The sequence below is a fragment of the Priestia sp. AB genome (assembly GCF_028369225.1).
Taxonomy (GTDB): Bacteria; Bacillota; Bacilli; order Bacillales; family Bacillaceae_H; genus Priestia; species Priestia megaterium.
On the sequence record NZ_JAQMYN010000005.1, the window covers coordinates 235,219 to 260,455 of the forward strand.

At 38.2% G+C, this 25,237-nt stretch carries 23 protein-coding genes; 17 read left to right on the forward strand and 6 right to left on the reverse strand.

Annotated features, from left to right (window positions below; translation table 11 throughout):
* Positions 1-27: 27 nt before the first annotated feature.
* Positions 28-228: a YolD-like family protein gene (locus POF52_RS17270; RefSeq protein WP_074893948.1), complete on the reverse strand. Its 201-nt coding sequence runs from the start codon at positions 226-228 to the stop codon at positions 28-30.
* A gap of 230 nt (positions 229-458) precedes the next feature.
* Positions 459-929: a GNAT family N-acetyltransferase gene (locus tag POF52_RS17275; protein WP_271993624.1), complete on the reverse strand. Its 471-nt coding sequence runs from the start codon at positions 927-929 to the stop codon at positions 459-461.
* A 96-nt stretch (positions 930-1,025) separates the two neighbouring features.
* On the opposite strand from POF52_RS17275, the gene pdxR reads away from it, so the two are divergent.
* The 9 genes from pdxR to POF52_RS17320 all read left to right on the forward strand — a co-directional run bounded on the left by pdxR (position 1,026) and on the right by POF52_RS17320 (position 11,327).
* Positions 1,026-2,438 (forward strand): MocR-like pyridoxine biosynthesis transcription factor PdxR, encoded by a 1,413-nt coding sequence (gene pdxR / locus POF52_RS17280; protein ID WP_271993626.1) that lies wholly within the window; start codon positions 1,026-1,028, stop codon positions 2,436-2,438.
* Between the two features lie 134 nt (positions 2,439-2,572).
* On the forward strand, positions 2,573-3,508 hold the full coding sequence (mmuM, locus tag POF52_RS17285; protein ID WP_271993628.1) for a homocysteine S-methyltransferase: 936 nt from the start codon (positions 2,573-2,575) through the stop codon (positions 3,506-3,508).
* 294 nt (positions 3,509-3,802) lie between these two features.
* Positions 3,803-4,435 (forward strand): fumarylacetoacetate hydrolase family protein, encoded by a 633-nt coding sequence (locus POF52_RS17290; RefSeq protein ID WP_013081877.1) that lies wholly within the window; start codon positions 3,803-3,805, stop codon positions 4,433-4,435.
* Positions 4,436-5,380: 945 nt separating this feature from the next.
* A complete protein-coding gene (locus POF52_RS17295; RefSeq protein WP_047932369.1) occupies positions 5,381-5,944 on the forward strand; it encodes an ImmA/IrrE family metallo-endopeptidase in 564 nt (187 codons plus the stop codon).
* Positions 5,945-6,272: 328 nt separating this feature from the next.
* A complete protein-coding gene (locus tag POF52_RS17300; RefSeq protein ID WP_034654158.1) occupies positions 6,273-7,577 on the forward strand; it encodes a CitMHS family transporter in 1,305 nt (434 codons plus the stop codon).
* Between the two features lie 153 nt (positions 7,578-7,730).
* Positions 7,731-9,320, forward strand: a complete 1,590-nt coding sequence (locus tag POF52_RS17305; protein ID WP_271993631.1) for an ATP-binding protein — start codon at positions 7,731-7,733, stop codon at positions 9,318-9,320.
* A 27-nt stretch (positions 9,321-9,347) separates the two neighbouring features.
* Positions 9,348-10,019 (forward strand): response regulator, encoded by a 672-nt coding sequence (locus tag POF52_RS17310; protein WP_013081881.1) that lies wholly within the window; start codon positions 9,348-9,350, stop codon positions 10,017-10,019.
* A 24-nt stretch (positions 10,020-10,043) separates the two neighbouring features.
* A complete protein-coding gene (locus POF52_RS17315) occupies positions 10,044-11,012 on the forward strand; it encodes a tripartite tricarboxylate transporter substrate binding protein (protein ID WP_025749762.1) in 969 nt (322 codons plus the stop codon).
* A gap of 135 nt (positions 11,013-11,147) precedes the next feature.
* Positions 11,148-11,327 carry a hypothetical protein gene (locus tag POF52_RS17320; protein WP_271993635.1) on the forward strand — a complete coding sequence of 60 codons (180 nt, stop codon included), beginning with the start codon at positions 11,148-11,150 and terminating at the stop codon, positions 11,325-11,327.
* 31 nt (positions 11,328-11,358) lie between these two features.
* Here POF52_RS17320 and POF52_RS17325 read toward each other — a convergent pair whose 3' ends face one another.
* Positions 11,359-12,231, reverse strand: a complete 873-nt coding sequence (locus POF52_RS17325) for a LysR family transcriptional regulator (RefSeq protein WP_014461439.1) — start codon at positions 12,229-12,231, stop codon at positions 11,359-11,361.
* 140 nt (positions 12,232-12,371) lie between these two features.
* Between POF52_RS17325 and POF52_RS17330 the strand changes: the two genes are divergently transcribed.
* Positions 12,372-13,490 carry an AbrB family transcriptional regulator gene (locus POF52_RS17330; RefSeq protein ID WP_271993637.1) on the forward strand — a complete coding sequence of 373 codons (1,119 nt, stop codon included), beginning with the start codon at positions 12,372-12,374 and terminating at the stop codon, positions 13,488-13,490.
* Between the two features lie 65 nt (positions 13,491-13,555).
* Positions 13,556-14,329 (forward strand): class I SAM-dependent methyltransferase, encoded by a 774-nt coding sequence (locus POF52_RS17335; protein ID WP_176585031.1) that lies wholly within the window; start codon positions 13,556-13,558, stop codon positions 14,327-14,329.
* A 38-nt stretch (positions 14,330-14,367) separates the two neighbouring features.
* On the opposite strand, the gene POF52_RS17340 is transcribed toward POF52_RS17335, so the two are convergent.
* From POF52_RS17340 to POF52_RS17350, 3 genes are read right to left on the reverse strand one after another with little or no spacing between them, the layout of a single operon-like run.
* Entirely contained in the window at positions 14,368-15,213 is an 846-nt protein-coding gene (locus POF52_RS17340) for an ABC transporter permease (RefSeq protein WP_013081885.1), read from the reverse strand.
* The gene (locus POF52_RS17345) at positions 15,206-16,411 is read right to left on the reverse strand and encodes a quaternary amine ABC transporter ATP-binding protein (protein ID WP_271993641.1); all 1,206 of its coding nucleotides are present in this window, start codon (positions 16,409-16,411) and stop codon (positions 15,206-15,208) included. The genes POF52_RS17340 and POF52_RS17345 overlap by 8 nt, the downstream gene beginning before the upstream one ends.
* Positions 16,412-16,446: 35 nt before the next feature.
* Complete coding sequence (locus POF52_RS17350) at positions 16,447-17,310, reverse strand: glycine betaine ABC transporter substrate-binding protein (RefSeq protein ID WP_271993643.1); 864 nt, start codon at positions 17,308-17,310, stop codon at positions 16,447-16,449.
* A gap of 595 nt (positions 17,311-17,905) precedes the next feature.
* Between POF52_RS17350 and POF52_RS17355 the strand changes: the two genes are divergently transcribed.
* The 6 genes from POF52_RS17355 to POF52_RS17380 all read left to right on the forward strand — a co-directional run bounded on the left by POF52_RS17355 (position 17,906) and on the right by POF52_RS17380 (position 25,049).
* Positions 17,906-18,493: a TetR family transcriptional regulator gene (locus POF52_RS17355; protein WP_271993645.1), complete on the forward strand. Its 588-nt coding sequence runs from the start codon at positions 17,906-17,908 to the stop codon at positions 18,491-18,493.
* A 135-nt stretch (positions 18,494-18,628) separates the two neighbouring features.
* Positions 18,629-20,116, forward strand: a complete 1,488-nt coding sequence (locus POF52_RS17360) for an aldehyde dehydrogenase family protein (protein WP_271993647.1) — start codon at positions 18,629-18,631, stop codon at positions 20,114-20,116.
* 25 nt (positions 20,117-20,141) lie between these two features.
* Complete coding sequence (locus POF52_RS17365) at positions 20,142-21,518, forward strand: putrescine aminotransferase (protein ID WP_271993649.1); 1,377 nt, start codon at positions 20,142-20,144, stop codon at positions 21,516-21,518.
* Positions 21,519-21,640: 122 nt separating this feature from the next.
* Positions 21,641-22,597 (forward strand): agmatinase, encoded by a 957-nt coding sequence (speB, locus tag POF52_RS17370; RefSeq protein ID WP_176585025.1) that lies wholly within the window; start codon positions 21,641-21,643, stop codon positions 22,595-22,597.
* Between the two features lie 299 nt (positions 22,598-22,896).
* Complete coding sequence (locus tag POF52_RS17375; protein ID WP_271993652.1) at positions 22,897-24,276, forward strand: APC family permease; 1,380 nt, start codon at positions 22,897-22,899, stop codon at positions 24,274-24,276.
* A gap of 116 nt (positions 24,277-24,392) precedes the next feature.
* Positions 24,393-25,049: an HAD family hydrolase gene (locus tag POF52_RS17380; RefSeq protein ID WP_176585152.1), complete on the forward strand. Its 657-nt coding sequence runs from the start codon at positions 24,393-24,395 to the stop codon at positions 25,047-25,049.
* Positions 25,050-25,237: the final 188 nt, after the last annotated feature.

Below are 25,237 nucleotides of genomic sequence, written 5' to 3' on the forward strand. Positions count from 1 at the left end.
ATGTTCTTTTTTACTGTAAACTATTCATCAATAAATTTCTTTAATTCCCGATAAACGAATAGAGAAAGTATTTTGCTGTTCATCTTTTAATGAAAGCGTTTGGTCTGTTAAATCTAGGCGCTGTACTTTTCCTTTAAACGTTTGAAGCAAACCGTTTTTATAATAGTTAATTGTAACGGCCCCGTTTTTTCTTAATGCTTTTAAAATCATCTTCAAAACTCCTTCCATATTTAAAATGTTTATGATTAACGAGCTGTAACATTCATTTTCATTTGCATATTTTTATTATACACAAAAAATAGAAAGCGTTTTCACTTAAAGTTTGAACACTTTGTGAAAACTTTAACAGAGAATGTGACAAATACATACAGAAACTAATTTATTTGTCGTATTCATCATAAAACACATTTATGAAAGGAGTGTTAAGAACGTGTTAAAACTTTATGGATGGAAGAATATTATAAAATATCGTTTGAGATGTCGTAGTGAATCCATTCATCGTTCGTTACATTTCCGCCCATTTTTCTGTAAAGCATTTGGGCTCTTGTGTTATCATAAGCCGTTTCCCAAGACATAGTTGCATACTGATGTTCTTTTGTATACTGGTGACAAGTCGAAAATAACTTTTCTCCAATTTTTTGTCCTCTTGCTTTTTCAGTAACGTACAAGTCATTTAAAATCGCTACAGGCTTTACACGCGTGGTGCTAAATGTAAAATAAAGCGTCGAAAAACCTACTGCTTCGTCATTTTGAGTCGCGATAAACTGAACGCCAGCATCCGGATGCTGAAATAAGTGATTAATTAAATTTCTCAGCTGCTTTTTGGCAGGCTGAGGGCGCTTGTAAAAATCAACAATGTATTCGTTCATTAATGAAATAAGTGCTTCCATGTCAGCGGCATTAGCTTGACGAATTGTAATAGTAGTCATTAAATCTTCTCCTTTTTAATCAAATGATCTACACTTATAGTAAAAGAAATGTATCCCCTCTAAAAGAGCCAGATTTGAAAAATAAAATAGGGACAGATGAAAGGAAATAGCGTGAAGTTCACACCTTTATTAAACCGCAAAGATGATATGCCTTTGTATCAACAGCTATATGAATATATAAAAAAAGAAATTGTATCCAGCAGGGTGGAAGTAAATGACAAACTGCCTTCTATCCGGTCTCTTGCTGATTACTTAAACGTAAGTCGAAATACTGTAGATATGGCCTATCAGCAGCTTTTAGCTGAAGGATATGTAGAAAGCAGGCCCAAAAGTGGAATGTACGTAACGAATACACAGTTTGATTTGCTGCAAACAGATAAAAAGCCGACTGTATTTTTACACCCTCACTCAGAAACAAAGTCGTGTACCTATGATTTTCGGTATGGAAAAGTTGATAGCCGTTTGTTTCCCTTGAATGAGTGGAAAAAACGATACAATGAAAGTCTTCAAACTTATAGAGAATCTCTGTTTACTTACCAAGAAAGTCAAGGAGAAGAATCACTGCGAAAAGAAATTGCGACGTACCTGTATCAATCAAGAGGAGTGGTTTGTTCAAAACATCAAATTATTATTGGAGCAGGTACGCAGCAATCGCTCAGTTTATTAGCGCAGATGCTAAAACCAAGCATCAGGGACATTGCCTTTGAAAATCCTTGTTATGACGGGGCTAGCTTTGTATTTAAGCAGCATGGATTTTCCTTAAAACCCGTGTCGCTTAATAACAAAGGCATAAACATCCAAGAGCTTTATGACAGCCAAGCACGAGCTGTTTATGTCACACCATCTCATCAGTTTCCATACGGAATGATCATGCCTGTTTCAAGAAGAATAGAGCTTCTTAAATGGGCGAATGACCGCAACGGGTTTATTATTGAAGATGATTATGACGGAGAATTTCGTTATAAAGGCTCTCCCATCCCTTCATTGCAAAGCTTAGACTCTAAGGGGCGCGTCATTTATACAGGGACATTTTCAAAATCTTTTATGCCTTCTTTAAGAATCAGCTACCTTGTATTACCTGAAGGTCTTCTAAAGGAATATCATGAACGCTTCTCTTTATACGAGCAAGCTGTTTCAACTCTCCATCAGCGGACGCTCGGGCTGATGATGAAAAATGGAGAGTGGAGTAAGCATTTAAGAAGAGTGAGAACTGCTTATCAACTGAAACACAGTACTCTTTTAGCAGCTTTACAGAAGGAGTTTAACAAAAACATCAAGGTGTCAGGAGAATCTGCAGGTTTGCATATACTTATACGCATGCACAACGATATGAACGAACAGGAATTAATTAACGCAGCTCGAAAGCAGGATGTCTCCGTCTACGGTACCTCTCGTTATTGGCTTACGGAAGTACCTAAACAAAAGCCTCATGTTTTGTTAGGCTTCGGAAGTTTGGGGAGAGAAGAAATAGAAGAAGGAATAAAACGATTAAAAAAAGCTTGGTTATAAATCCATGCTCGTTTTTTCGGTTTCTTGACAAAAGTTGCCTAGTCCTTTAGACTTTTTTGCATATATTTTAAATTATCTGAAAGGAGGATAGGGTAATCGAAGCTAACTGCTAGTGGACAACCCTAGATTAAACAATGAATCCTATCCAACAAATTTTACATACATTTCCTGTGATTGTACTAGATGGTGCAATGGCAACTGAACTTGAAAGATATGGCTGTGATTTAAATGACAGCTTATGGTCTGCAAAAGTGCTGATGGAGCAGCCGGAATTGATTAAGAGAGTGCATCAAGACTACTTTGCAGCAGGAGCTGACTGTGCGATTACAGCAAGTTATCAAAGCACATTTGAAGGTTTTGCTAAACGTGGCTTGAGTGCATCAGAGGCTCGCGAGCTAATTCAAGCATCTGTAAAAATTGCGGCTGAAGCGAGAGATGAATTTTGGCACCGAGAAGAGAATCGTCTTAATCGTCCAAAACCAATTGTTGCCGCTTCGGTAGGGCCTTACGGAGCATTTTTAGCAAACGGATCGGAATATACTGGACAGTATGACGTAACAGAAGAAGAGTTAATGGAATTTCATCGTCCTCGTATGAAAGCATTAATTGAAGCAGGAGCGGACGTATTAGCTTGTGAAACTATTCCTAATTTAATGGAAGCAAGAGCCATTGCGAGGCTGCTAGAAGAGTTTGAAGGAGCGTACGCATGGATTACGTTCAGCGCAAAAGATGACCTGCACATTAGCAGCGGAACATTAATCTCGGAGTGTGCACGCTATCTGGATTCCTATGAGCAAGTAGCGGCTCTTGGAGTTAACTGTACGCCGCCTCAATATATTTCTTCACTTATTAAAGAAATTAAATCTCAAACGGATAAGCCAGTCATTGTGTATCCAAATTCAGGGGAGCATTATGATGCTGAATCTAAAACATGGAACGGGACATCTGCTGGCGAAACGTATGGCTGCAGCGCTCACAGCTGGTATGAAGCAGGTGCTCAGTTAATCGGAGGGTGCTGTCGTACAACTCCAGATGATATCAAAGGCATTACAAAATGGGCTAGAAAATAACGGATTAAAAGAAAGAGAATGTGAGAAAAGTTGTTTCGCTAGCGTTAAACACGAACGGTCTATCAAAAATAGATCGTTCGTTTTTTTTTATGGTCATGGTGAACGTAGGTTTCGTGTGGGCAGGTCCTTCTAACTGTTGCATGGAAATCAACAAAGGTGTCATAAGCAGTTCAGCTCATTTATCCCCATTTTACGTCTTTAGATTAGATTCATTTTATTATGTCCCAATCTTTTTTTCTTGTAAAATAAAAGAATACAAGTTAAAAAATCTTTATTTGAACGAAAGAAGGGATGATGAAAGTGAAAGATATTAAAAATATTTATTGTGTGGGGCGGAACTACGCACTGCATGCAAAAGAATTACATAATGATATTCCAACATCACCTTTTTTATTTTCCAAACCTACTCACGCTCTCGTTGAAGCAGCTGGACAATCAATCACTCTTCCTAGCGACCAAGGAGAGGTGCACTTTGAAACTGAACTGATTCTTCATATTGGACAATCTTACAAAGAGGGCATAACAGTAGATGAACTTGTTGACGAGATGACGATTGGATTAGACTTGACCCTTCGAGACGTGCAGAGTGAATTAAAACAAAAAAAGCACCCTTGGCTGCTTGCAAAAGGATTCAAACGTTCAGCGGTCGTGGGAAACTTTATTCCATTTGAAGGAGTAGAAGCATCTAAGAAGAAAGACTTTTCGTTAGTGAAAAACAATGAACGCGTGCAGCTGGGGAATATTAAAGATTTGATTTTTGACTTACAAACGATTATTGATTTTACAGGAAAACATTTTGGTCTTGATAAAGGAGATCTTATTTTTACAGGGACACCTGAGGGAGTAGGTCCGCTTACTCATCATGATGAGCTTTCACTTAAATGGGGACAGCAAGAGCTTGGTTCTTGCATCATTTCCTTTCGTTAACAAAAAGAAGCGGAAACAAAAGTAGTTTAGTTGAAGGAAGATCCGAACGATGAATCGAGATTCTTGATAGAGAATCCAACTCGTTCGGATTTTTTATTGTGATGGTGAACGTAGATTGTATATATTTGCTTCTAGCTGTTGATTAGAGGGCAAGGCGAAGACTCCATCGGGGAAAGTGGAGTGGCTGAGACCCCGCAGAAGGGTAAGTGAAGTTTTGCACAAAAATCAACAGCGGCGTACCACGCAGTCCAAATCATTTATCCCATTTGTTCGTATTTAGATTGGCTTGATTTCGTTATGCCTCAATCTCTTTTTTTACGAAATCTTAATTTTTTAGCCTTCAGAATGAATTTAATATCCAATGGGAAAGCTGTTTCTATCTCCTATAGAAAACGAGGTCTTCAGCATGGTGCTCTTAATCCTTACAACGATGATTTCTATTCTGAGTGTACTAGTTATGCCAAAATGTATCAGCTGGATAGAAATGTACACAACTTCTTTGTTTGTTATATTTTTAGGATCGGTAGGAGATGTATATCTTGATGTTAAATATGATCTTTATGGATTCTTTACAAAAGGAGTATCCAAACAGAAGTGTTTTATTATAATGCATGGAAGACGCTATACTCGTTGTTGTGCTATCCTTTTCTTTATGTAGCAATGGTTTTAAATTTAAAAATGATACGCAGGCTTCAGATTATCGATAAACAAAAATAGAAATAAAAAAAAGTAATGATAAATCATAAAAAAATGATATTTTATTAATGGCTACATATGTAATATAGTAAAAATAGAAAATAAACGAAGCAGCATATAAGCAGGGTTAAAAAACATCAAAACGGGAATCTTGACATTAACTTCATGTTTTTAACCATGTATTGTGAATGAATATACTTATTGCTAAATAATATGTTGTAGAAGGAATTTAGTAAAGGAGGCAAGAAGATGTTTAAGCGTAGTGAAAAAATCCAAATTCATGGTGTAACGTTTCACGGAGTCATGAGCGCGAAGCAAAAAGCCGCCCTGCAGGAAATTGCTAATGTAACAGACGAAAAAGACTGGGAGGGGCTAAAAGGTGTGTATTGCTTAGGCAGTGTAAAGGTGCAAGGAAAAGATGTGCTAGGCGTGTACTATGGCCAATTTAATGATAACCTTCCAAAAGAGAAGCGCAAACTTCAGTTTGAAATTGATTATATTAAATATACAGTAACGGAATGTCCTATTGTCTTTATCGATACAACAAAAAATAAAAAGCCTCATCAATTTGCTTTTATCATTCTGCATGAATTAGGCCATCATGTGGATCGTATGACAAATGGAACGCTTTTAAAAGAAGGAAATAGAACGCAAGAAATGTTTGCTAATACGTATGCTTTAGAGAAATATTCAAAAATAGAAAAGTTCCAAACGAAGAAGTTGAAAAACATTCCATTTTTAGAGGAATCTCTTACTCAATGGAATAAAACTCCTCATCCTGGAGCTTATTCTCTTAGAGTTCAAATTGAATAATTCACGAGAATAGTTCCTCTCTCTCCGTTTTTTATTTTCCTATCTTTTTTCCTCTTCCTTTCTTTTATCCTGCCAATGAACAAAAAGGATTTAATTACCCATAAAGTTTTAAAAGTTTTTATAGTACGAATTATTTACACCATACCCTCCTGTAAATTATGATTATTTTAAGAAAAAACAGAAAATTTTAAAGTTTTACGGTACAACTTAATAGTGAACAAGCGATGTTGTAATCGTATAGAAGAACTGGCATACATATGCGAGTCATACATACAAACGAATCGCTTCCACTGTTATGAAAGCGGATTCAAAAATAGGAGGGGTAATAATGTTAGCTATTCTTGGGTTTTTGATGGTTTGTACATTTATGTTTCTAATTATGACAAAACGATTAACGCCGCTTATTGCTTTAATGGTTATTCCAGTATTGTTTGCAATCATAGGGGGATTCACAAGTGATATTGGAGAAATGGCTTTAAATGGTGTAAAAGAATTAGCACCTACAGGCGTTATGTTAATGTTTGCTATTTTATATTTTGGGATTATGATTGATGCTGGTTTGTTTGATCCAGTGGTAGGAAGAATTTTAAAAATCGTAAAAGGTGATCCACTAAAAATCACAATTGGTACAGCTATTTTAGTTCTTATTATCTCATTAGACGGAGACGGAACAACAACATATATGATTACGCTCTCAGCGATGCTTCCGCTTTATAAAAAGCTAAACATGAAGCCTATGATTTTAGCCTGTATCGCTATTATGGGTAGTGGAGTTATGAACTTAACGCCTTGGGGCGGACCTACTGCTCGTGTGATGAGCGCATTGAAGTTAGATGCTTCCCAGGTGTTCACACCAATGATTCCAGCCATGATTGGTGGAGCTATTTGGTTATTATTTACGGCTTACTATTTCGGGAAAAAAGAGCGCCAGCGCTTAGGTGTGATTGATATTCAAGACGTTACAAATGCTCAAGTAGCTTTTGCAGAAGCAGCCGCTGCTGAAGGAATCGAGTACAAGCGTCCGAAGCTTTTATGGGTAAACTTTGCTTTAACAGCTCTCTTATTAGTAGGACTTATCACAGCAGTCATGCCGCTTCAAATTCTGTTTATGATTGGATTTGCAATCGCTATCATGATTAACTATCCAAATTTAGAAGTTCAAAAAGAGCGTATCACAGCACATGCTGGTAATGTACTTGCTGTTGTATCTCTTGTATTCGCAGCAGGCGTATTCACAGGCATTTTATCAGGTACAAAAATGGTAGATGCAATGGGTAATAGTTTAGTAGGATTAATTCCAGATGCGTTAGGGCCTTACATGTCTGTGATTACAGCTATCACAAGTATGCCATTTACGTTCTTTATGTCAAATGATGCTTACTACTATGGAATTTTACCAATTATTGCTCAAGCAGCTTCAGCATACGGTATTGATGCTGCAGAAATTGGCCGTGCTTCATTGATTGGTCAACCTGTTCACTTACTAAGTCCTTTAGTTGCTTCTACGTATCTATTGGTCGGTATGGCAAAAGTCGAGCTTGGTGAATTTCAGCGCTTTACTTTAAAGTGGACGATTGGAACAGCGATGGTGATGCTTTTAGTAGCTATTATTACAGGAGTTATTACGCTGTAAAGATCATGAACCTAAAAACTTATCAATTCCGCTTTTGGGATTGATAAGTTTTTTTGTCTAAAAAGCTTTTGGAATAAGGAGCGGATATACAAAAAATTTTGATAAAATAAAAGAGGAATAGAACTATAAGGTAAAGGCTAAAGGTGCTATGAAATGAAAAAATGGTTTCAAGTATCGCTGCAAACAAAAATCGTAGGTTTATCCGCAGCATTAATCATAACTGTTATTGTTCTTTTAGCGAGTATTTTCTCTTACATGCAGTTTGTAGAATCTAAAAGGCAAGCCGAGCAGCTGGCTCTTCAAGCAGCCAAATCAATATCATTTATGCCGGAAGTCAAAGCTGCTTTTCAAAAAAAACAGCCGAGTCGCTACATTCAGCCGCTTGCCGAGCAAGTGAGGGAACAAATCGGAGCAGCAAGTATTGTAGTTCAAAACCGTGAGCAAATCATCTATTCTCATGCTAATCAAAAATGGATAGGAAAGAAAGACAAAGAGGCGGTTAACGATAGAGCACTATTATTCGGCGGATATTATACGCTTGACGGAGAGGGAACCACAGGTCCTGCAATTATGGGGAAAGCGCCTATTGTCATCAGTCACGGAAAGTATACGGAAGTCGTGGGAGTAGTGACGGTTGAGTTTTTAAAGTCTCATGTTCATGCTCAGCTCATTGCGCGCATTCAGCAAATTATCCTATTTTCACTAGCTGTTCTATTGCTTGGTATGATCGGGGGTATTTTTTTAGCTAAAAGTATTAAAAAAGATACTCTCGGTCTTGAGCCCCATGAAATCGCTTCTTTATACCGTGAACGAAATGCGATTTTACTTTCGATAAAAGAAGGAATTATTGCTATTGATCATCAAGGCTTTATTACGATGATGAATACATCAGCTAAAAATATGCTAGGACTACAGACGGAATATTTACATCATCATATCATTGAAGTATTTCCTTATACGAATATGATTGAAGTGCTAGATACGGGAATAGCCCGAAGCGACCAAGAGATTTTTCTGAATGAAAAAACGTTTATCTTAAACTTAACACCTATTATTGAACATCAGCGAATTGTAGGAGTGGTCGCTAGTTTTCGTGATAAGACAGAATTAAAAAGCTTAATCAATACGATTTCAGAAGTACGAAAGTATTCAGAGGATTTACGAGCTCAAACGCATGAGTTTACGAATAAGCTGTATGTTTTGTCGGGTTTGCTGCAGTTAGGGCAGTACAAAGATGCATTTGAGTTTATTCAAAAAGAATCAGCCGTACATCAAACACAAAACCGTATTCTATTTGATCAGATACTAGATTCTAAAGTCCAAGCAATATTGCTTGGGAAGATTGGAAAAGCATCTGAAAAGAAAATTCACTTTTCGGTTGATTCGGAGAGTACACTCGATACGCTCCCAGAACATATTGAAATTTCTCATCTCATTATCATTATTGGGAATTTAATTGATAATGCATTTGAAGCGGTGAGTCAGCAGTCTGAAAAAGAAGTGTCGTTTTTTATTACCGATATTGGTCATGATTTAATTATTGAAGTGATGGATAATGGACCTGGTGTATCAGAAGAAGTATTAAATCAAATTTTCACAAAAGGTTTTTCAACCAAAGGTACAGACAGAGGATACGGACTGGCAAATATAAAGAAAATGGTAGATGAGCTTGGAGGATCTATTGAAGTGTATAATCAGCCAGAAGGAGGAGCTATTTTTTCAGTTTACCTTCCAAAAAACTGAATCATGAGAAGTAAGGGGAGAGTTGAAATGTTAAGAGTCGCAATTGCAGAAGACGATTTTCGAATTGCTCAAGTTCAAGAGCGATTTTTATTAGAAGTAGATGGTGTGGAAGTTGTAGGTAAAGCGTTGAATGCAAAAGAGACGCTTGAAATGCTAAAGGAGAAGAAAGTTGATTTACTTCTTTTAGACATCTATATGCCAGATGAAATGGGAACAGATTTACTGCCAAAAATCAGAGCGCAGTTTCCACACGTTGACGTTATCGTGGTAACGGCTGCCACCGAAAAAAACATTGTAGAAATCTGTTTGAGAAACGGCGTCGTTAATTATTTGATTAAGCCGGTTATGATGGAATCCTTCATTAATGCTATTAAACAGTATCAAGAGAAAAAGGAACTGTTTAGTACGCATGAAGAAGTTGATCAATCATTTATTGATGCGTACTTTGGACATGTCAGAACAAAGCCAAAAGCGGATAAATCTCTTCCTTCAGGTATTGATGGTATCACATTACAAAAGTCAAAAGATATTTTAAAAAGCATCAAAGGAATTACGATCGAAGAGATGGGGCAGCACATGGGAGTATCTAGAACGACAGCTAGACGATATTTAGAGTATCTAGTATCAACTGGTGAATGTCACGTTGAATATGATTATGGGATTATTGGACGGCCAGAGCGCAAGTACTATTTAGCGTAGCATTAGCCTTGAAGGATGGTATATATGATCAAAAAGCTCATGATAGTGTTTATAAGTGTATTGCTTGTTAGCTGTTCTTCTCCCTCTAAAAAAGACCGTATTGATATGGGGGAAATTGAAATTGTGGCAGCCGGTGCAAAAGGCGGAGGAGCAGACGCAACAGTAAGAGCCATTCAACAAGTGCTAACGGAAAAGAAGATTGTGAAGGTACCCGTTTCTGTTAGTAATAAAATAGGTGGGCAAGGTGAAGAAGGATGGAAATATATTAAACAGAGAAAAGAAGGGAATATTGTTTCCGGAAATTCCAGCTTGCTGATTACAAATAATTTGCTAGGGCAAAGTCAATTAACCTATAAAGACTTTACTCCGCTCGCTATTTTAACATCTGAATGGGAGGTCATCGTAGTTCCTGCTAACTCTCCTATATATAATTTAAAACAGCTCATACGCACGTTAAATCAAAGTGAATCCAGCATGAAAGTGGGAATATCACCTCGCTTAGGAAACGATGATCATTTATCGTTCATGCAGCTGAATAAAAAAGCAGGCGTAGACTCTTCCAAGCTTGAGTTCTTCGTTTACAACAGCAGTCATAAAGTGATCGATGCGCTCGTTCATCATCAGCTAGATGTAGCACCTATGTCATTATCAGAAGTGAAAAAGCAGTATGAACAAGGGCAGGTAAGAATACTCGCCGTTTCTTCTCCCAGCAGGCTAGAAGAGTTAAAAGAGATCCCAACGTGGAAAGAAGCGGGAATTGACGTAACATTTAGCCATTGGAGAGGTCTAATGGGACCGCCTAATATGACCAAAGAGCAGGTAGCATATTGGAATAAGACAGTGTATGAAATGGTTCATACAAAAGAATGGGAACAGCTGCTTAAAGATAACGATTTAACCTCTTTTTATAAAAATAGCAGCGGTGCTAAAGTCTTTCTTGAACAGCAAAGCAAGCTGTATTCTGACTTAATGGGCGGAACAAATGATGAATAAATACAATAGAAAGAGGTTGGGATAAAAGGATTTTAGACGGAGTGAAAAACGAACCATTGATCAAGATTTTTGATTCGTGTTTCGTTTTTTTTGTTTTGGTGAGCATAGTTTCATCTGTTTTGTTCCTTCTAGCAGTTGATTGGAGGGCAAGACGAAGACTCTTGCGGGAAAAGCGGAACAGGTGAGACCCCACAGGAGAGTAAGCGACGAGGAGGCTCACCGGCCGCCCGCGGAAAGCGAAGTCTTGCACGGAAATCAACTGCGGAGTCAAAAGCAGTTCAGCTCATATATCTCATTTGTTCGTCTTTAGATTGAATTCATTTCGGTATGTCTTAACCTCTTTCTATCAGTGTACATCTTTTAAATCCAAGTTTTGAATGAACTCAATAAAAGCTTTTACGATGTTAATCTTTAATGAATCCTCATGATAAAACATCCATGTACTGCGCGTTAAAGGCTGCTGGTCTTTTGTTTTTAACGTGTATCTGTAAATCTCTGCTGCGTCATCAAGCAGCATACTCGGCAAAATCGCGTAACCGAGTCCGTTTACAACCATCTTTTTGCATGTTTCTGCTTTATCCACTTCAATACTGACAAGGGGAGGCTGAGAGTAATTTTCAGCCCACCAGTTATCAACAGATGTTTTTAAAAAACGATCTTGGTGATAGTCAATCCGAGGTAGATTGGGAAGGTTGTTTATGTCGACAGGCTGTGCAGACGCAATGCAAATTGTTTCTTTAAAAAGCAGCTCTTTCTGATCCTGCCAGTTATAATCACCTTTTACAAACGCAATATGAACATCGTGCTTATAAAGAAGATGAGCCATGTCGCTGCTCCATCCGGTCGTGACTTTGAATTCCACGTCGGGAAATCGCTCTTTAAATAAGCGTAATAGCCCAGGGAGTTTGTAGTCAGTAAAAAAGTTAGACACTCCTAGACGTAAAGTACCGGTTAATTGATCATCCATGTTTAACACATTTTCTTTTATTTTTTGGACCGTAAGCAGCATTTCTTCTGCGCACTTCACTAAATATTCTCCCTGCGGTGTAAACTGAACTCCGCGGCGCCCTCTGTTCACAATCTGAACATGAAATTCCTTCTCCATCTGCTGCAGTCTATGCGTAAGCGCAGGCTGAGATATAAATAGCTCCTTGGCTGCTTTTGTAATGTTTTTTTCTCGATACAACACTTGTAGAATAAGCCAATCTCGATCGTCCATACTACCCCTCCAGGAATAAAAAAAATGAATGGTTTATAATAAAATTTCGATATTTTAATTATCTCTAAAATTATACTATAGTTAAGAAGAAGAATGTTCGGTGTAAGAAAGAAAAGCCTTGTAGAAGGAAGGAAGTAGATATGAACGCAAGAATTATTTTTTTACAATCTATATTTTTTATTTTATTAACATGCGTGGGAGGATTTCTTCTATCGTTAACAGGCTTATCCATTGGCTGGATGCTTGGGACCCTCATTTTAGCTGCTATTCTAACTTTTCGGAAGCCGCGTTTTTTATCTCAAACGAGCAAAAAAGGTATTCCAAAATATTGGCTGTACGCAGGACAGTGTATTTTAGGGATTGAATTAGGTCAAAAGATTAACTTGTCTGTATTAACTACGTTTCAATCTCACTGGTCCACCATTACGATCATGCTTTTGCTGTCCGTTGTTTTTTCTCTTTTATCCGGTTATTTGCTATGGAAGTTCAGTTCCACAGATTTATTAACAAGCTTTTTCGGTACGACTCCTGGAGGAATGAGCGCAATGCCAGGCATGGCTGAAGAGGTAGGAGCCAATACGGCAGTTGTAAGCATTATTCAAACGATGCGCGTGTTTTTAGTTGTGCTTGCTGTTCCTTTATTTGTGGTTTATTGGGGAAGTAATACAGGACGGCATGCAGTGTCAGTTACCCCAAGCGTTTTTCAATGGGGATCACTGTTATGGACAGGCGTTTTAATCGTTACAGCAGTAGTAGGCTATTATATAGGAAAAAAACTGAAATTTCCTGCGCCTTGGTTAGTAGGAGGGATGCTTACTGTTGCGATTGTTCAAACAGCTGCTTCATCGTACGCAGGGTATAATCTTCAAGCATACTGGCCTCATTCTGTGATGATTTTGTCGCAAATTTTTATTGCTTCAAGCGTTGGTTCTCGCTTTCATAAAGAAATGTTTGTTGGCGTAAAAAAAATTATGGTTGTTGCGCTTATTAATACAATCGGCTTAATCGCCGCTATGTTCGTATGTGCACTAGTAGTCTCCAAAATAACTGGAATTGAGCTTATCACGTCTATTTTAGCGTTTGCTCCTGGGGGCATTGCAGAAATGGCGACTACATCCATTGTATTGCAGGCTGATTCGACGTTAGTAGTAGCGGTCCAAGTGCTTCGGATTTTAACCATTTGGCTGCTTCTTCCTCCGCTGTTTCGATTGTTTCATCAGTGGGGAGAAAGAAAAAGAATACATTCACACGTGTCATAATAAATATGTGAATGCACTAGGCAAAGTAATAGAGAGTTTTAAAGAGAGAAATGGGGGGAGAAAAGATGAGTAATAAAGAAATGGTGGTCAGTCAGTTCGGGGGGAATGCCGGAAAGTATGTCAAAAGTAAAGGTCATGCGAAAGGCAAAGATTTAGCGGTTTTAGCGGAAATTGCTGAAGAAAATAGAGGAGGAAAGCTGCTTGATGTAGCGACAGGAGGAGGACACGTGGCAAATAAGTTAGCACCTGTCTTTCAAGAAGTAACGGCTTTTGACTTAACTCCTCAAATGCTGCAAAGTGCTGAAGGCTTCATTAAAGAAAATGGTTATGAAAATGTATCGTTTGTTCAAGGAGATGCTGAAGATATGCCATTTCAAGATGACGAGTTTGATACAGTAACGTGCAGAATTGCACCGCACCATTTTCCTAATATTAAACAGTTCATCAAAGAGGTGTACCGAGTGTTAAAGCCAGGCGGACAGTTCTTGCTCATTGATAATGTAGCACCGGAAGTGAATGCTTATGACGAGTTTTATAATCGAGTTGAAAAGACAAGAGATCCAAGCCATTATCGTGCTTATAAAAAGACAGAGTGGCTTTCTATGCTTGAAATGCAAGGATTCCGTACAGAAGTGCTGACAACTTTCTCAAAGCGCTTTTTATTTGATGACTGGTGCGGGATGATGAATGTTTCGGAAGAGACAAAGCGTGAGCTTACTCAATATATGCTGAATATACCAAGCGGATTTAAGCAGTTTTTCGACATCAAAACGAATCAACAGGGAATTGAATCGTTTCAAGGAGAAGCAATCTTTGTAGCGTGTTACAAAAATAAATAAAAAGAGGCCAACTCCGGTGAGTTGGCTTCTTTTTTTACTTATGCTCGTTGGTTTGAGCGATTTCCAAAATATTGCGTAATACGGTCTAAAATAATCGCTAAAATAACGATCGAAATTCCGGCTTCAAAGCCCGTGCCGACTTCAAGTCGAGAAACTGCACGATATACTTCCGCACCAAGTCCCGGAGCACCTACAAGAGAGGCAATAACGACCATTGAAAGAGATAGCATGATGCTTTGGTTAATTCCTGCCATAATTGTTTTTGTAGCTAATGGAAGCTGTACTTTAAATAATTTTTGTTTTGTTGTTGAACCGTAGGCATTTGCTGCTTCTACTAAGTCAGCGGGTACTTCACGAATACCTAGGTTCGTTAAGCGAATCGTTGGAGGCATTGCAAAGATAACAGATGAGATAACACCTGGTACCACACCAATTCCAAAGAAGAAAAGTGCTGGAATCAAATAAACAAATGCGGGCATTGTTTGCATAAAGTCTAAGATTGGCGTAATAATTCGAGCCGTCTTTTCGCTTTGAGATGCCCAAATGCCAAGCGGAATTCCTACTATAATTGAAATCAGTACGCTTGTTAAAACGAGGGCTAGTGTGTCCATGGTTTCTTGCCAGTAGCCAAGATTAAGAATAAATAACAGGCCAATCATCGATAAAATAGTAAATGACCATTTTTTACTTGAAAACCAAGCAATGATTCCGACAATTAAGATTAAAATCAATGCGGGTGGAAAGGTTAGCACTAGTACAATAAAACTTACAATACCATCGACAATAGCTGAAATAACATCAAAAAACCCTTTGATATTATCATTTAAAAACGTAACAAAATGGTCAATCCAATTGCCAACGGGAATTTTAGGAATACTATTCATTTACGTTCACCTCATTACTATCAGTACCGGCGAGTGCTTCAATCACTCGTTCTTTTTTTATGATGCCGCGCAGACGATGGTTTTCATCTATAACCGGCAGCGGAAAGCGGCTGATAACCATTTTGTCGTACAAGTTTTCTAGTAGCGTATCTGTTGTAACAGTCGGAATATCCGTATCTAATACGTCTGCTGTCAGTTTATCTTGTTTAATGGCGCGGCTAATATCATCTGCCGTTACAACTCCTAGAAGCGTTTTTTTCTTGTCTACGACGTAGATGCTTGAATAACCAGCTTCTTGCATAATTTTAAGCGCCACGCGCGGACCTCGGTCTACGGTAATGGATTCGGCACGGTTCATCACGCTTTCAGCTGTGTATACTTTAGCTACATTAACGTCTTCGACAAAGCGCTCTACATAATCATTGGCAGGGTTTGTCATAATTTCTTCAGGTGTTCCTACCTGCACAACACTGCCGTCTTTCATTAAAACGATGCGATCTCCGATTCGAAGAGCTTCATCAAGGTCATGGGTAATAAAAATGATTGTACGTTCCATTTTTTCTTGAAGCTCCAGTAAGAAATCTTGCATGTCTTTACGAATAAGCGGATCTAGCGCACTGAATGCTTCATCCATTAATAAAATGTCCGGATCATTGGCAAGTGCTCGGGCCAGTCCGACGCGCTGCTGCATACCGCCGCTCAGTTCACCGGGATATTGATGTTCGTATCCTTTCAAACCTACTAATTCAAGCGCTTCTTTTGCTTTCTTTTCACGTTCGGCTTTTGGTGTACCTTGAACTTCTAATCCGTATTCTGTGTTATCAAGAACCGTACGGTGAGGGAATAGGGCAAAGTTTTGGAAAACCATGCTCATTTTTTTTCGGCGCATGTCGCGAAGTTCCTCTTTGTTCATTTTTACTACATCGTCACCGTCTAAAATAAGAGATCCAGATGTTGGTTCAACAAGGCGGTTAAACATACGAACTAAAGTGGATTTACCGCTTCCAGACAGGCCCATAATGACGAAGATTTCACCGGATTTGATTTCGAAGTTTGCTTGATTAACTCCAATTGTCATTCCTGTTTCTTCTAGAATTTCTTTTTTTGTTTTTCCTTTTTGAAGTAAATCAATCGCTTTTGACGGATTTTTACCAAACACTTTGGTTATATTTTGTACTTTTAATTTTACGTGTTCCATATGTCCACCTCAATTGTTGTTTTCTTTTACGTTCATTACTCTTGCGTCCAACTGTCGATTAATTTTTTATGTTTTTTTACCCATTTCTGTGCTGCTTCTTCAGGGTTTGAAGATTTTTCGACTTGTGATAGAAGAGGACTGATTAATTTATCATTCATCTGTGCATTATTCATCCATTTTATAACTTGAGGATTTGTCTTTTTAAATTCCTTGCTTGTCATTGTGTAAATGTTGTCAGGATCTCCAAACGAATTTTTAGGATCTTTTAAGTATTTGATATCAAAGTCTGCAAAAGCCCAGTGCGGATTCCACATAGTCACAACAATTGGTTTTTTTGCCTCATAGGCTTTACGCAGTTCGCTGAGCATAGCTGCCTCAGACGATTTTACAAGCGTATAGTTTTTAAGGTTATAGTCCTTTAACGCTTGTTCAGCTAATCCGTTAATACTGGAGCCCGGGTCAATTCCAATAACTTTGTTATCAACATCAGAAGCAATCTTAGCAAGATCTTCTGTTGTATTTACGTCTTTCATATAGGTTGGAACTGCAAATCCTAAGCGTGCATTTTTAAGCCAAGGATCTTCAATGTTCACTTGATTTTTATACTTTTTGTAAAAAGGCGCATCTGTTGTAGGGAGCCATGGTGCAAATGAAATATCAATGTCGTCATTAGCTGTTCCTACCCAAACACCAGCTTTCTCTAAGAAAACGGTTCTAACCTTGTAGCCTCGATCTTCTAAAATGTGTTTCCACACATACGTGTAGGCAATGTTTTCAGTATAGTTATTCATGCCAATGGTAATGGTTTTTTTATCTTTAAATGTCCCGTTACCGTTGCCGCAAGCTGAAGTAATAACTAGAAGAAAACAAATCATGCTGATTAACAATAGTTTCTTCATGCAATGTAACTCCTTTATAAAGTTTTAAATCAATCTGACTGATATGTAGAATGGATGCTAAACACAACGAAGTGTATACCCGGTTTTTTTAGGTGGTAAACATAGAAAATATAAAATGTGAAATAGAGTGGGCGATTTTTCGGCGTTATAAAGTTATTTTTAGCTAAAAATGTACATCGTAGTTACGAGAAATTATGGGAAATAAATGGATAAAATAAGTGACTGTAGAATCAGTTTTACATGTTACCACTCTTTTTTTTACTCCGTCAACTTCAAGTGAAGAGTAATTAGCCGATAAAGCTTTATAAATAAACGCAGAAAAGTATCTTTCTATTAAAGATACTTTTTCAGAAAAATAGTTGCTTAAAGAGCGTTGTATCAGCTTTTACTTTGGATGGTGAAAGGAAGAGAAATAACAGTGAGACATATAAAAAGAGCGAGGATAAAATGATAAAATAAAAAAATATTTTTGAAGCCGGCATGCGACCGATTTTTTAATTAAATTTAAAGATTCAGAAAATTTTATCTTGCATAATTTGCGTTGCTTATAGTAAAATGAATGAAAGTCATTCATTTTATAGGTGGAGGGAAAGAGTTGGTTACAAGCACAAGTGAAAAATACGATAAAATCTTACAGGCGGCGATTGAAGTTATATCTGAAAAGGGGCTTGATAAAACGTCAATTTCAGACATTGTGAAGCGTGCAGGTGTAGCTCAAGGAACTTTTTATCTTTATTTCAGATCTAAAAATGCCCTTGTTCCTGCTATTGCAGAGAACTTACTTTCTTTGTCACTTGAAAAAATTAAAGAAAGAGCTAAAACAGCAACAGATTTTTTAAGTACATTAGAGGTAATGATTGACGAAACGTATAAAACAACAGATGAATATAGAGATGTTCTTGTTTTATGCTATTCGGGGCTCGCTTTTGACTATTCATTAGAAACATGGGAAGCTATTTATTTACCTTATTACAACTGGTTTGAACAGGTATTAAATGAGGCAGTGAAAAAAGATGAAGTCATCAAACAGCTTAACGTTAAATGGACAGCTAAAACGATGATCAACTTGATTGAAAATGCTGCTGAACTTTTTTATATCGGGCGAGAGCAAGATGTCACACTTGAACAATCGAAGGAAGAACTTTTTCGATTCTTAAAGCGTTCTCTTGTGCCATCTATGTAATATTAGCACTGCTGATATTACACCTATCAAAATGACTGACATTCATTCAAAATACACAATTAATTATCAGAATTATAAGTTTTTAAAAGTTTAAAATGACTGACAATCAGTCGTTATTTAATAAGGAGGTATCTTATGGATCGTACAGCCGTTAAAACGTTAACTTTAAATATGTACATAAACGGAGAGTGGAAAAAAGCAGAGAAGCAGCGTCCTACTGTTAATCCAGCTACAGGTGAAGTGATTGGATATGCTGCAGAAGGCAGCATAGAAGATATGAAAACAGCGATTACAGCAGCACGAGAATCCTTTGACAGCGGAATTTGGTCTGAGACTTCTGCATCTGAAAGAGCAGCTATCTTATTTAAAATTGCCGATAAGCTTGAAGAAGCGAAAGAAGAATTAGCAGCGCTAGAAACAATGGATAGCGGAAAGCCATATCGTGAAGCTGAGGCTGATGTGGAAGATGCGGCTGCTTGTTTTAGATATTACGCTGGATTAATTACAAAGCCAGACGGTCAAACGTACAGTGTTCCTGCACCTATACAAGCAATGGTTATAAAAGAACCAATTGGGGTGTGCGGGCTGATTGTACCTTGGAATTATCCGCTGTTGATGAGCGTGTGGAAAATTGCACCTGCTTTAGCTGCAGGAAACACGATTGTATTTAAACCTTCTGAAGTGACACCGGTTACTCCTACAAAACTTTTTGAGATTTTAGAAAGCGTAGGATTGCCAAAAGGAGTAGCAAACCTTGTTATGGGAGCCGGAGATACTGTGGGAAATACGCTTATTCAAGATAAGCGTGTTGATAAGATTTCCTTTACAGGCGGAACGGTAACAGGAAAACACATTATGCGTCAAGCAGCAGAGAATGTGACGAAAGTCTCTTTAGAACTTGGAGGAAAGTCACCGAACGTTATATTTGCTGACGCTGATTTTGAAACAGCTGTAGATTATGCTTTATTTGGAATTTTTGCAGGGAGCGGCCAAATTTGCGCTGCAGGTTCTCGTATTTTAGTAGAAGAAAGCATCGCTGAGAAATTTATCGAACGTTTTGCAGAGCGTGCTCAAAAAATTAAAGTAGGAAATGGAATGAATCAAGAGATTGAAATGGGTCCTCTTGTAAGTGAAGAACATATGAAAAAAGTATTAAAGTACATCGAAATTGGAAAGCAAGAAGGCGCCCGCCTTGTATGCGGAGGCAATCGAATCATCAGCAGTGGATTGGAAAAAGGATTCTTTGTAGAACCTACGGTTTTTAGTAACGTTACGTCAAATATGAAAATTGTGCAAGATGAAATCTTTGGACCCGTTGTTGTTATTCAAACGTTTAAAGACGAAAAAGAAGCTATTAAGCTTGCAAATGATACGGAATACGGTTTGGCGGGCAGTGTGTTTACAAACGACGGCGCAAAAGCTCTTCGGGTGATTAAAAAGCTGCGTGCGGGCATCACTTGGGTAAACACATATCATTTTACATTTAACGAAGCGCCTTGGGGCGGATATAAGCAGAGCGGAATTGGTCGAGGGCTGGGCACGTTTGGATTGGAAGAATTTCAAGAAGTAAAACAAATTAATATTAATTTACAAGTAGAGCCAATCGGCTGGTTTAAAAATTAAAAAGTAGAGAAGGAGCGATATTAAAATGAATACAGTGACGAAAAATCAAGAGGTAAACAAAGCATATGGTGAAGTAAACGAATATATCAACAAAGTGCTGGGACTTATTGAAAAAAGCGAAGTGTCAGCTGAAGAAGCACAGTGGATTACGAAAGAAACAGTAGACGGATTTCGTGAGCATGTCAACCCAGGCTTTTTAGAATATCGCAAAACAGTAACGGTGGATACGCAGTTTGCAGCTGTGGAATGGTCAGATGAAGGCTCTTGTTTTACGGATGTAAACGGTAAAAAATACATTGATTGTTTGGGCGGATTTGGAATTTATAACGTGGGACACCGCCATCCTAAAGTAGTCAAAGCTGTTCAAGATCAGCTTCAGCGTCAAGCGCTCCATAGCCAAGACTTATTAGATCCACTTCGTGCGATGCTTGCGAAAATTTTAGCAGATATTACACCGGGGGATTTGAAGTATTCCTTTTTCACAAATAGCGGAACAGAAAGTGTAGAAGCCGCTTTAAAATTAGCGAAAATGTATAGTGATCGAACAACGTTTATTTCCACAACACGTTCTTTTCACGGAAAAAGTCTAGGTTCTTTATCAGGTACGGCAAAAGGAATGTTCCGCAAACCATTTCTGCCGTTAATTCCAGGTTTCCGTCACGTACCGTTTGGTGATATTGACATGATGCGCAAAACATTTGAAACGTGCGCGCTTGTAGGGGAAGATGTGGCAGCTGTTTTATTAGAACCAATTCAAGGAGAAGGCGGCATTATTCTTCCTCCTGAAAATTATTTAAAAGAAGTGCGTGCACTATGTGATGAGTACGACGCTATCTTAATTTTTGATGAAGTTCAAACAGGTATGGGACGTACCGGTGAAATGTTTGCATCAGAACTATACGATGTTGTACCCGATATTTTATGTCTTGCTAAAGCGTTTGGAGGAGGGGTTATGCCTGCTGGGGCAGTCGTAGCAAAAGAAAAAGTGTTCTCAAGCTTCTTTGATAATCCGTTTATGCACACAACAACGTTTGGAGGTAACCCGCTTGCCTGCGCAGCCGCTATTGCAACCATTAACGTGTTGATTGAAGAACAGCTGCCAAACCGTGCAAAAGAGCTGGGAGAATATTTCCTTGCTGGTTTAAAGAATGCAGCTGAAAAACATGGAGATAAAGTACTTGAAATCAGAGGGCAAGGTTTAATGATTGGAATTGAGTTTCACCAAGATGAAATTGGCTACGCACTCTCTAAAGGTATGTTTGATGAAGGGATTCTAGTAGCCGGAACGCTTGTAAATTCTAAAACAATTCGTATTGAGCCACCGTTGACTATTTCAGCGGAAGAAGTAGATCAAGTCATTTCTACATTTGAAAAAGTATTAAATGACCTGAACCACCAATAAATGTAACAAGGAGCAATGAATATGAGCCGGCAAACGTTTCTTATTCCCGTATTGCTTTCAATGATTTTAGTAGTGAAAATGCCTAGCGACTAATTGAAATCATTGAAACGGAGGAGTAAATTATGAAATATCCATTGTCCCCAGATGTCAAACCAGAATTTTGTACAACGGGCTCATTTATGAGGCTGCCAGCGGAAAGAGAAAATGCAAAAGTAGGGCTAGTAGGGATGCCGTTTGATACGGCAGCATCTTTCAGAGTAGGTGCACGCTTTGCACCTCAGGCAATTCGGCAAGCTTCCATGACGCTGTTTCCTTATCACCCGGTACACGACGTATATCCATTCGATGATACAAATGCTATCGATATTGGTGATGTGCCCGTTATTCCGCATAATATTCACAGAAGCTATGAATTAATGGAAGAAGCGGTAGGCACTCTTATGGATAGAGGAATTGTTCCAATTGGGATTGGAGGAGATCACTCGATTACCTTAGCAAGCCTTCGTGCTGCTGCTAAAAGATATGGTCCAGTGGCTATGATTCATTTTGATTCTCATACAGACACATGGGATACGTATTACGATGAAAAATATTGGCACGGATCTCCTTTTATACGCGCATATGAAGAAGGGCTAGTAGATCCAAAGAAGGTCTTTCAAATCGGTATCAGAGGAACATTAAATCATCCGGGAGATGTTCAAGAAAGCAAAGACCTCGGTTATCATGTAGTAACGGCAGGAGAGCTTGAACATCAAGGATTTTCAGTGATTTTAGAGCAAATGAAGACAGCGATTGGAGATACGCCGTGCTTTTTAACGTTTGATATTGATTTTGTTGATCCTTCTTGTGCACCAGGAACAGGAACGCTTGAAGTAGGCGGATTCAGCAGCAGAGAAACGCTGAAAATGATCCGTTCTCTGGCGGAATTTAACTATGTTGGATTTGACCTGGTGGAAGTGCTGCCTTCTTATGATCCAACTCAGATAACCTCGTTGCTTGCAGCTACAATCATTCATGATTTTGCTAGTTTAGTTGCAGTGAAAACGAAAAGAGAGTCATTGGATGCGATGATTGAATAACGGCTTGTAAGCAGAAATCCCTCTTATTCAGAGGGTATTTCTGCGTTGATATAGCAGGAGATTAGGAACATATAGCTATTTAAAATAAAGCGCTTTCATAATATGATAAAAGAAAAAGATAGTTTGTTAGCGACCCTTACCAACTTAAAGAAATAAATCATATATTTGTTATAGTAAATGTAACTACTCTTTATATAAAAATGAATGAAAGTCATTCATTTTTATATAAAGAAATTAAATACAGGCATTTATGGATTTAATTGTCAGAATGTTCTTAATAAATAGAAGGGGGAAGATAAATGAAACATGAAACAGTAACATTAAAAAGGTCGTTGAAATTATGGCAGATTGTATTAATGGGGATCGGATATATGACTCCGATGGTAGTGTTTGATACGTTTGGGATTGCGTCTGATATGACGAATGGACACGTTCCCACGTCTTATATCATAGCCCTTGTCGGGATGCTTCTCACAGCAGTAAGCTACAAAAAGATGATTCAAGTGTTTCCAAATGCAGGGTCAGCTTATACATATACGCAAAAGACAATCAATCCACATTTAGGATTCTTAGTTGGCTGGTCTGCACTAATGGATTATCTCTTTTTACCGATGGTTAACGCACTTATTTTTCAAATTTATTTATCATCTATTTTTCCTTCGGTACCATCGTGGATTTGGGTTGTCAGCTTCGTCATTATCGTTACGCTGCTAAATTTACGAAGCGTTAATTTCACCGCCAATTTCAATACGTTTCTTGTTGTATTTCAAATGACGATTTTAGTATTGTTTGTTGCTGTTTCAATCAAAGCCTTGCTAGGAGGAATGGGGGAAGGTACTCTTTTTTCTATGAAGCCTTTCTTTAATCAGAACATGACGTCATCAGGGCTAATAGCGGGAGCCACACTTATGTGTTTTTCCTATTTAGGATTTGATGCAGTGGCTATGTTATCAGAAGAAACGCCTAATCCTAAAAAAACGATTCCGCAAGCTATTTTTTTAGTTGCGTTAATCGGAGGAGTCATGTTTACCGTGACATCTTATTTTATTCAAGCGGTTTTTCCAACGTTAGAAGGATTCAAGCATCCAGACGCTGCGGCTCCTGAAATTGCTATGTATGTGAGCGGTACGCTGTTTCAAATTGTCTTTTTAGCTGGAGGAATTGCAGGAACATTATCGTCAGGCATGTCATCGCATGCAAGCGTTTCGCGTTTATTATACGTAATGGGACGCGATCGAATTTTACCTCAGTCATTTTTTGGTTATGTTCATCCTAAGCTGCGCACTCCCTCTCGAAATATTGTATTAGTCGGAGTTGTATCAGCAACTGCCATTTTCTTCAGTCTGGCAACGGCTACGTCATTTATTAATTTTGGAGCACTCATTGCGTTTTCTTTTGTTAATATTTCGGTTATTGCGCACTATGCTGTTCATCAAAAGCAGCACCGGTCGGCTAAGGGTTTTTGGTCATACATTATTATGCCACTATTAGGAGCGGCAGCGATTGGCGTTTTATGGCTTAACTTGGAGCGCAATTCATTTTTACTTGGTATTGGCTGGGCGATTGCTGGTTTAATTTATTTAGTGTATGCAACGAAAGGTTTTAGAAGGCAGCTGTCTTCCATTGAGTTTAAGGAAACAGAAGAAATGTCACCTTTGATGAAAGTCGGAGAAAAGTAAGGATAGAAACTACCTGTTTAAGCCTATCTTATTAAGGAAGCCACATTTATGGATTACGTATTTTGAACGTGTTACTATGTAAGAACGATAAGATAGAAAAAGGTAGGTAAATTATGATTAAAGCAGTTGTGTTTGATTTTGATGGATTAATTATTGATACAGAATCTGTATGGTACGAGGTGTACCGCGAAATGTTAGAAGACAGGGGAGTAGGTCTACCGATTGCAACGTTTGCTTCTTATGTAGGAACGGATGCTACGGCACTTTACGATTACTTGCTTCAGCAGTTTAACAATGAGTTCACAAAAGAGGAACTAGCTCAAGAATCGTTAAGACGTCATCAAGAAAAAATGAAATCATTAGTAGCCCGAGAAGGTGTAGCGGAGTACTTGGCAGAAGCAAAAGAACTTGGATTGAAAATTGGTTTAGCAAGCAGCTCATATCGTGACTGGGTAACAGCATTTTTAAAAGAGCTAGATTTGCTGCACTATTTTGAAGTCATTCAAACGCGCGATGATGTAGAAAAAGTGAAGCCAGATCCCGCTCTTTACCGAAATGCAATTGAAAAGCTAGGAGTAGAGTCCTCTGAAGCTCTGGCATTTGAAGATTCTTCTAATGGAGCAAAAGCTGCTATGGCAGCAGGCTTGCGCTGTGTGATTGTACCAAATCCGTTAACTAAACATCTGTCGTTCGAAAGATATCACTTACACATCGAATCGATGAAAGAGAAAAGTTTAAAAGAAGTGATTCAGTATCTTTGTATTGAAGACTAACGCTAAAAGCGCCACATTTTTCAAAAGAAAATGTGGCGCTTTTTTTATTGTTTTACTGCTTCTTCAGTCAAATAAAAAGGGTTATCTACAGAGGTATAGACGCCGTCGTAGTGTTTTTTTAACTGTTGCAATAATAAGTCAATAACCTTTAAAGAAATCCTAATTCAGCATTAGTAATAGCTTCATTT

Bases quoted from the DNA above. Each gene is read 5' to 3' on its own strand.
- POF52_RS17270 (WP_074893948.1), bottom strand. From the start codon at position 228: ATGGAAGGAGTTTTGAAGATGATTTTAAAAGCATTAAGAAAAAACGGG.
- POF52_RS17275 (WP_271993624.1), bottom strand. From the start codon at position 929: ATGACTACTATTACAATTCGTCAAGCTAATGCCGCTGACATGGAAGCA.
- pdxR (WP_271993626.1), top strand. From the start codon at position 1,026: ATGAAAGGAAATAGCGTGAAGTTCACACCTTTATTAAACCGCAAAGAT.
- mmuM (WP_271993628.1), top strand. From the start codon at position 2,573: ATGAATCCTATCCAACAAATTTTACATACATTTCCTGTGATTGTACTA.
- POF52_RS17290 (WP_013081877.1), top strand. From the start codon at position 3,803: ATGAAAGTGAAAGATATTAAAAATATTTATTGTGTGGGGCGGAACTAC.
- POF52_RS17295 (WP_047932369.1), top strand. From the start codon at position 5,381: ATGTTTAAGCGTAGTGAAAAAATCCAAATTCATGGTGTAACGTTTCAC.
- POF52_RS17300 (WP_034654158.1), top strand. From the start codon at position 6,273: ATGTTAGCTATTCTTGGGTTTTTGATGGTTTGTACATTTATGTTTCTA.
- POF52_RS17305 (WP_271993631.1), top strand. From the start codon at position 7,731: ATGAAAAAATGGTTTCAAGTATCGCTGCAAACAAAAATCGTAGGTTTA.
- POF52_RS17310 (WP_013081881.1), top strand. From the start codon at position 9,348: ATGTTAAGAGTCGCAATTGCAGAAGACGATTTTCGAATTGCTCAAGTT.
- POF52_RS17315 (WP_025749762.1), top strand. From the start codon at position 10,044: ATGATCAAAAAGCTCATGATAGTGTTTATAAGTGTATTGCTTGTTAGC.
- POF52_RS17325 (WP_014461439.1), bottom strand. From the start codon at position 12,231: ATGGACGATCGAGATTGGCTTATTCTACAAGTGTTGTATCGAGAAAAA.
- POF52_RS17330 (WP_271993637.1), top strand. From the start codon at position 12,372: ATGAACGCAAGAATTATTTTTTTACAATCTATATTTTTTATTTTATTA.
- POF52_RS17335 (WP_176585031.1), top strand. From the start codon at position 13,556: ATGAGTAATAAAGAAATGGTGGTCAGTCAGTTCGGGGGGAATGCCGGA.
- POF52_RS17340 (WP_013081885.1), bottom strand. From the start codon at position 15,213: ATGAATAGTATTCCTAAAATTCCCGTTGGCAATTGGATTGACCATTTT.
- POF52_RS17345 (WP_271993641.1), bottom strand. From the start codon at position 16,411: ATGGAACACGTAAAATTAAAAGTACAAAATATAACCAAAGTGTTTGGT.
- POF52_RS17350 (WP_271993643.1), bottom strand. From the start codon at position 17,310: ATGAAGAAACTATTGTTAATCAGCATGATTTGTTTTCTTCTAGTTATT.
- POF52_RS17360 (WP_271993647.1), top strand. From the start codon at position 18,629: ATGGATCGTACAGCCGTTAAAACGTTAACTTTAAATATGTACATAAAC.
- POF52_RS17365 (WP_271993649.1), top strand. From the start codon at position 20,142: ATGAATACAGTGACGAAAAATCAAGAGGTAAACAAAGCATATGGTGAA.
- speB (WP_176585025.1), top strand. From the start codon at position 21,641: ATGAAATATCCATTGTCCCCAGATGTCAAACCAGAATTTTGTACAACG.
- POF52_RS17375 (WP_271993652.1), top strand. From the start codon at position 22,897: ATGAAACATGAAACAGTAACATTAAAAAGGTCGTTGAAATTATGGCAG.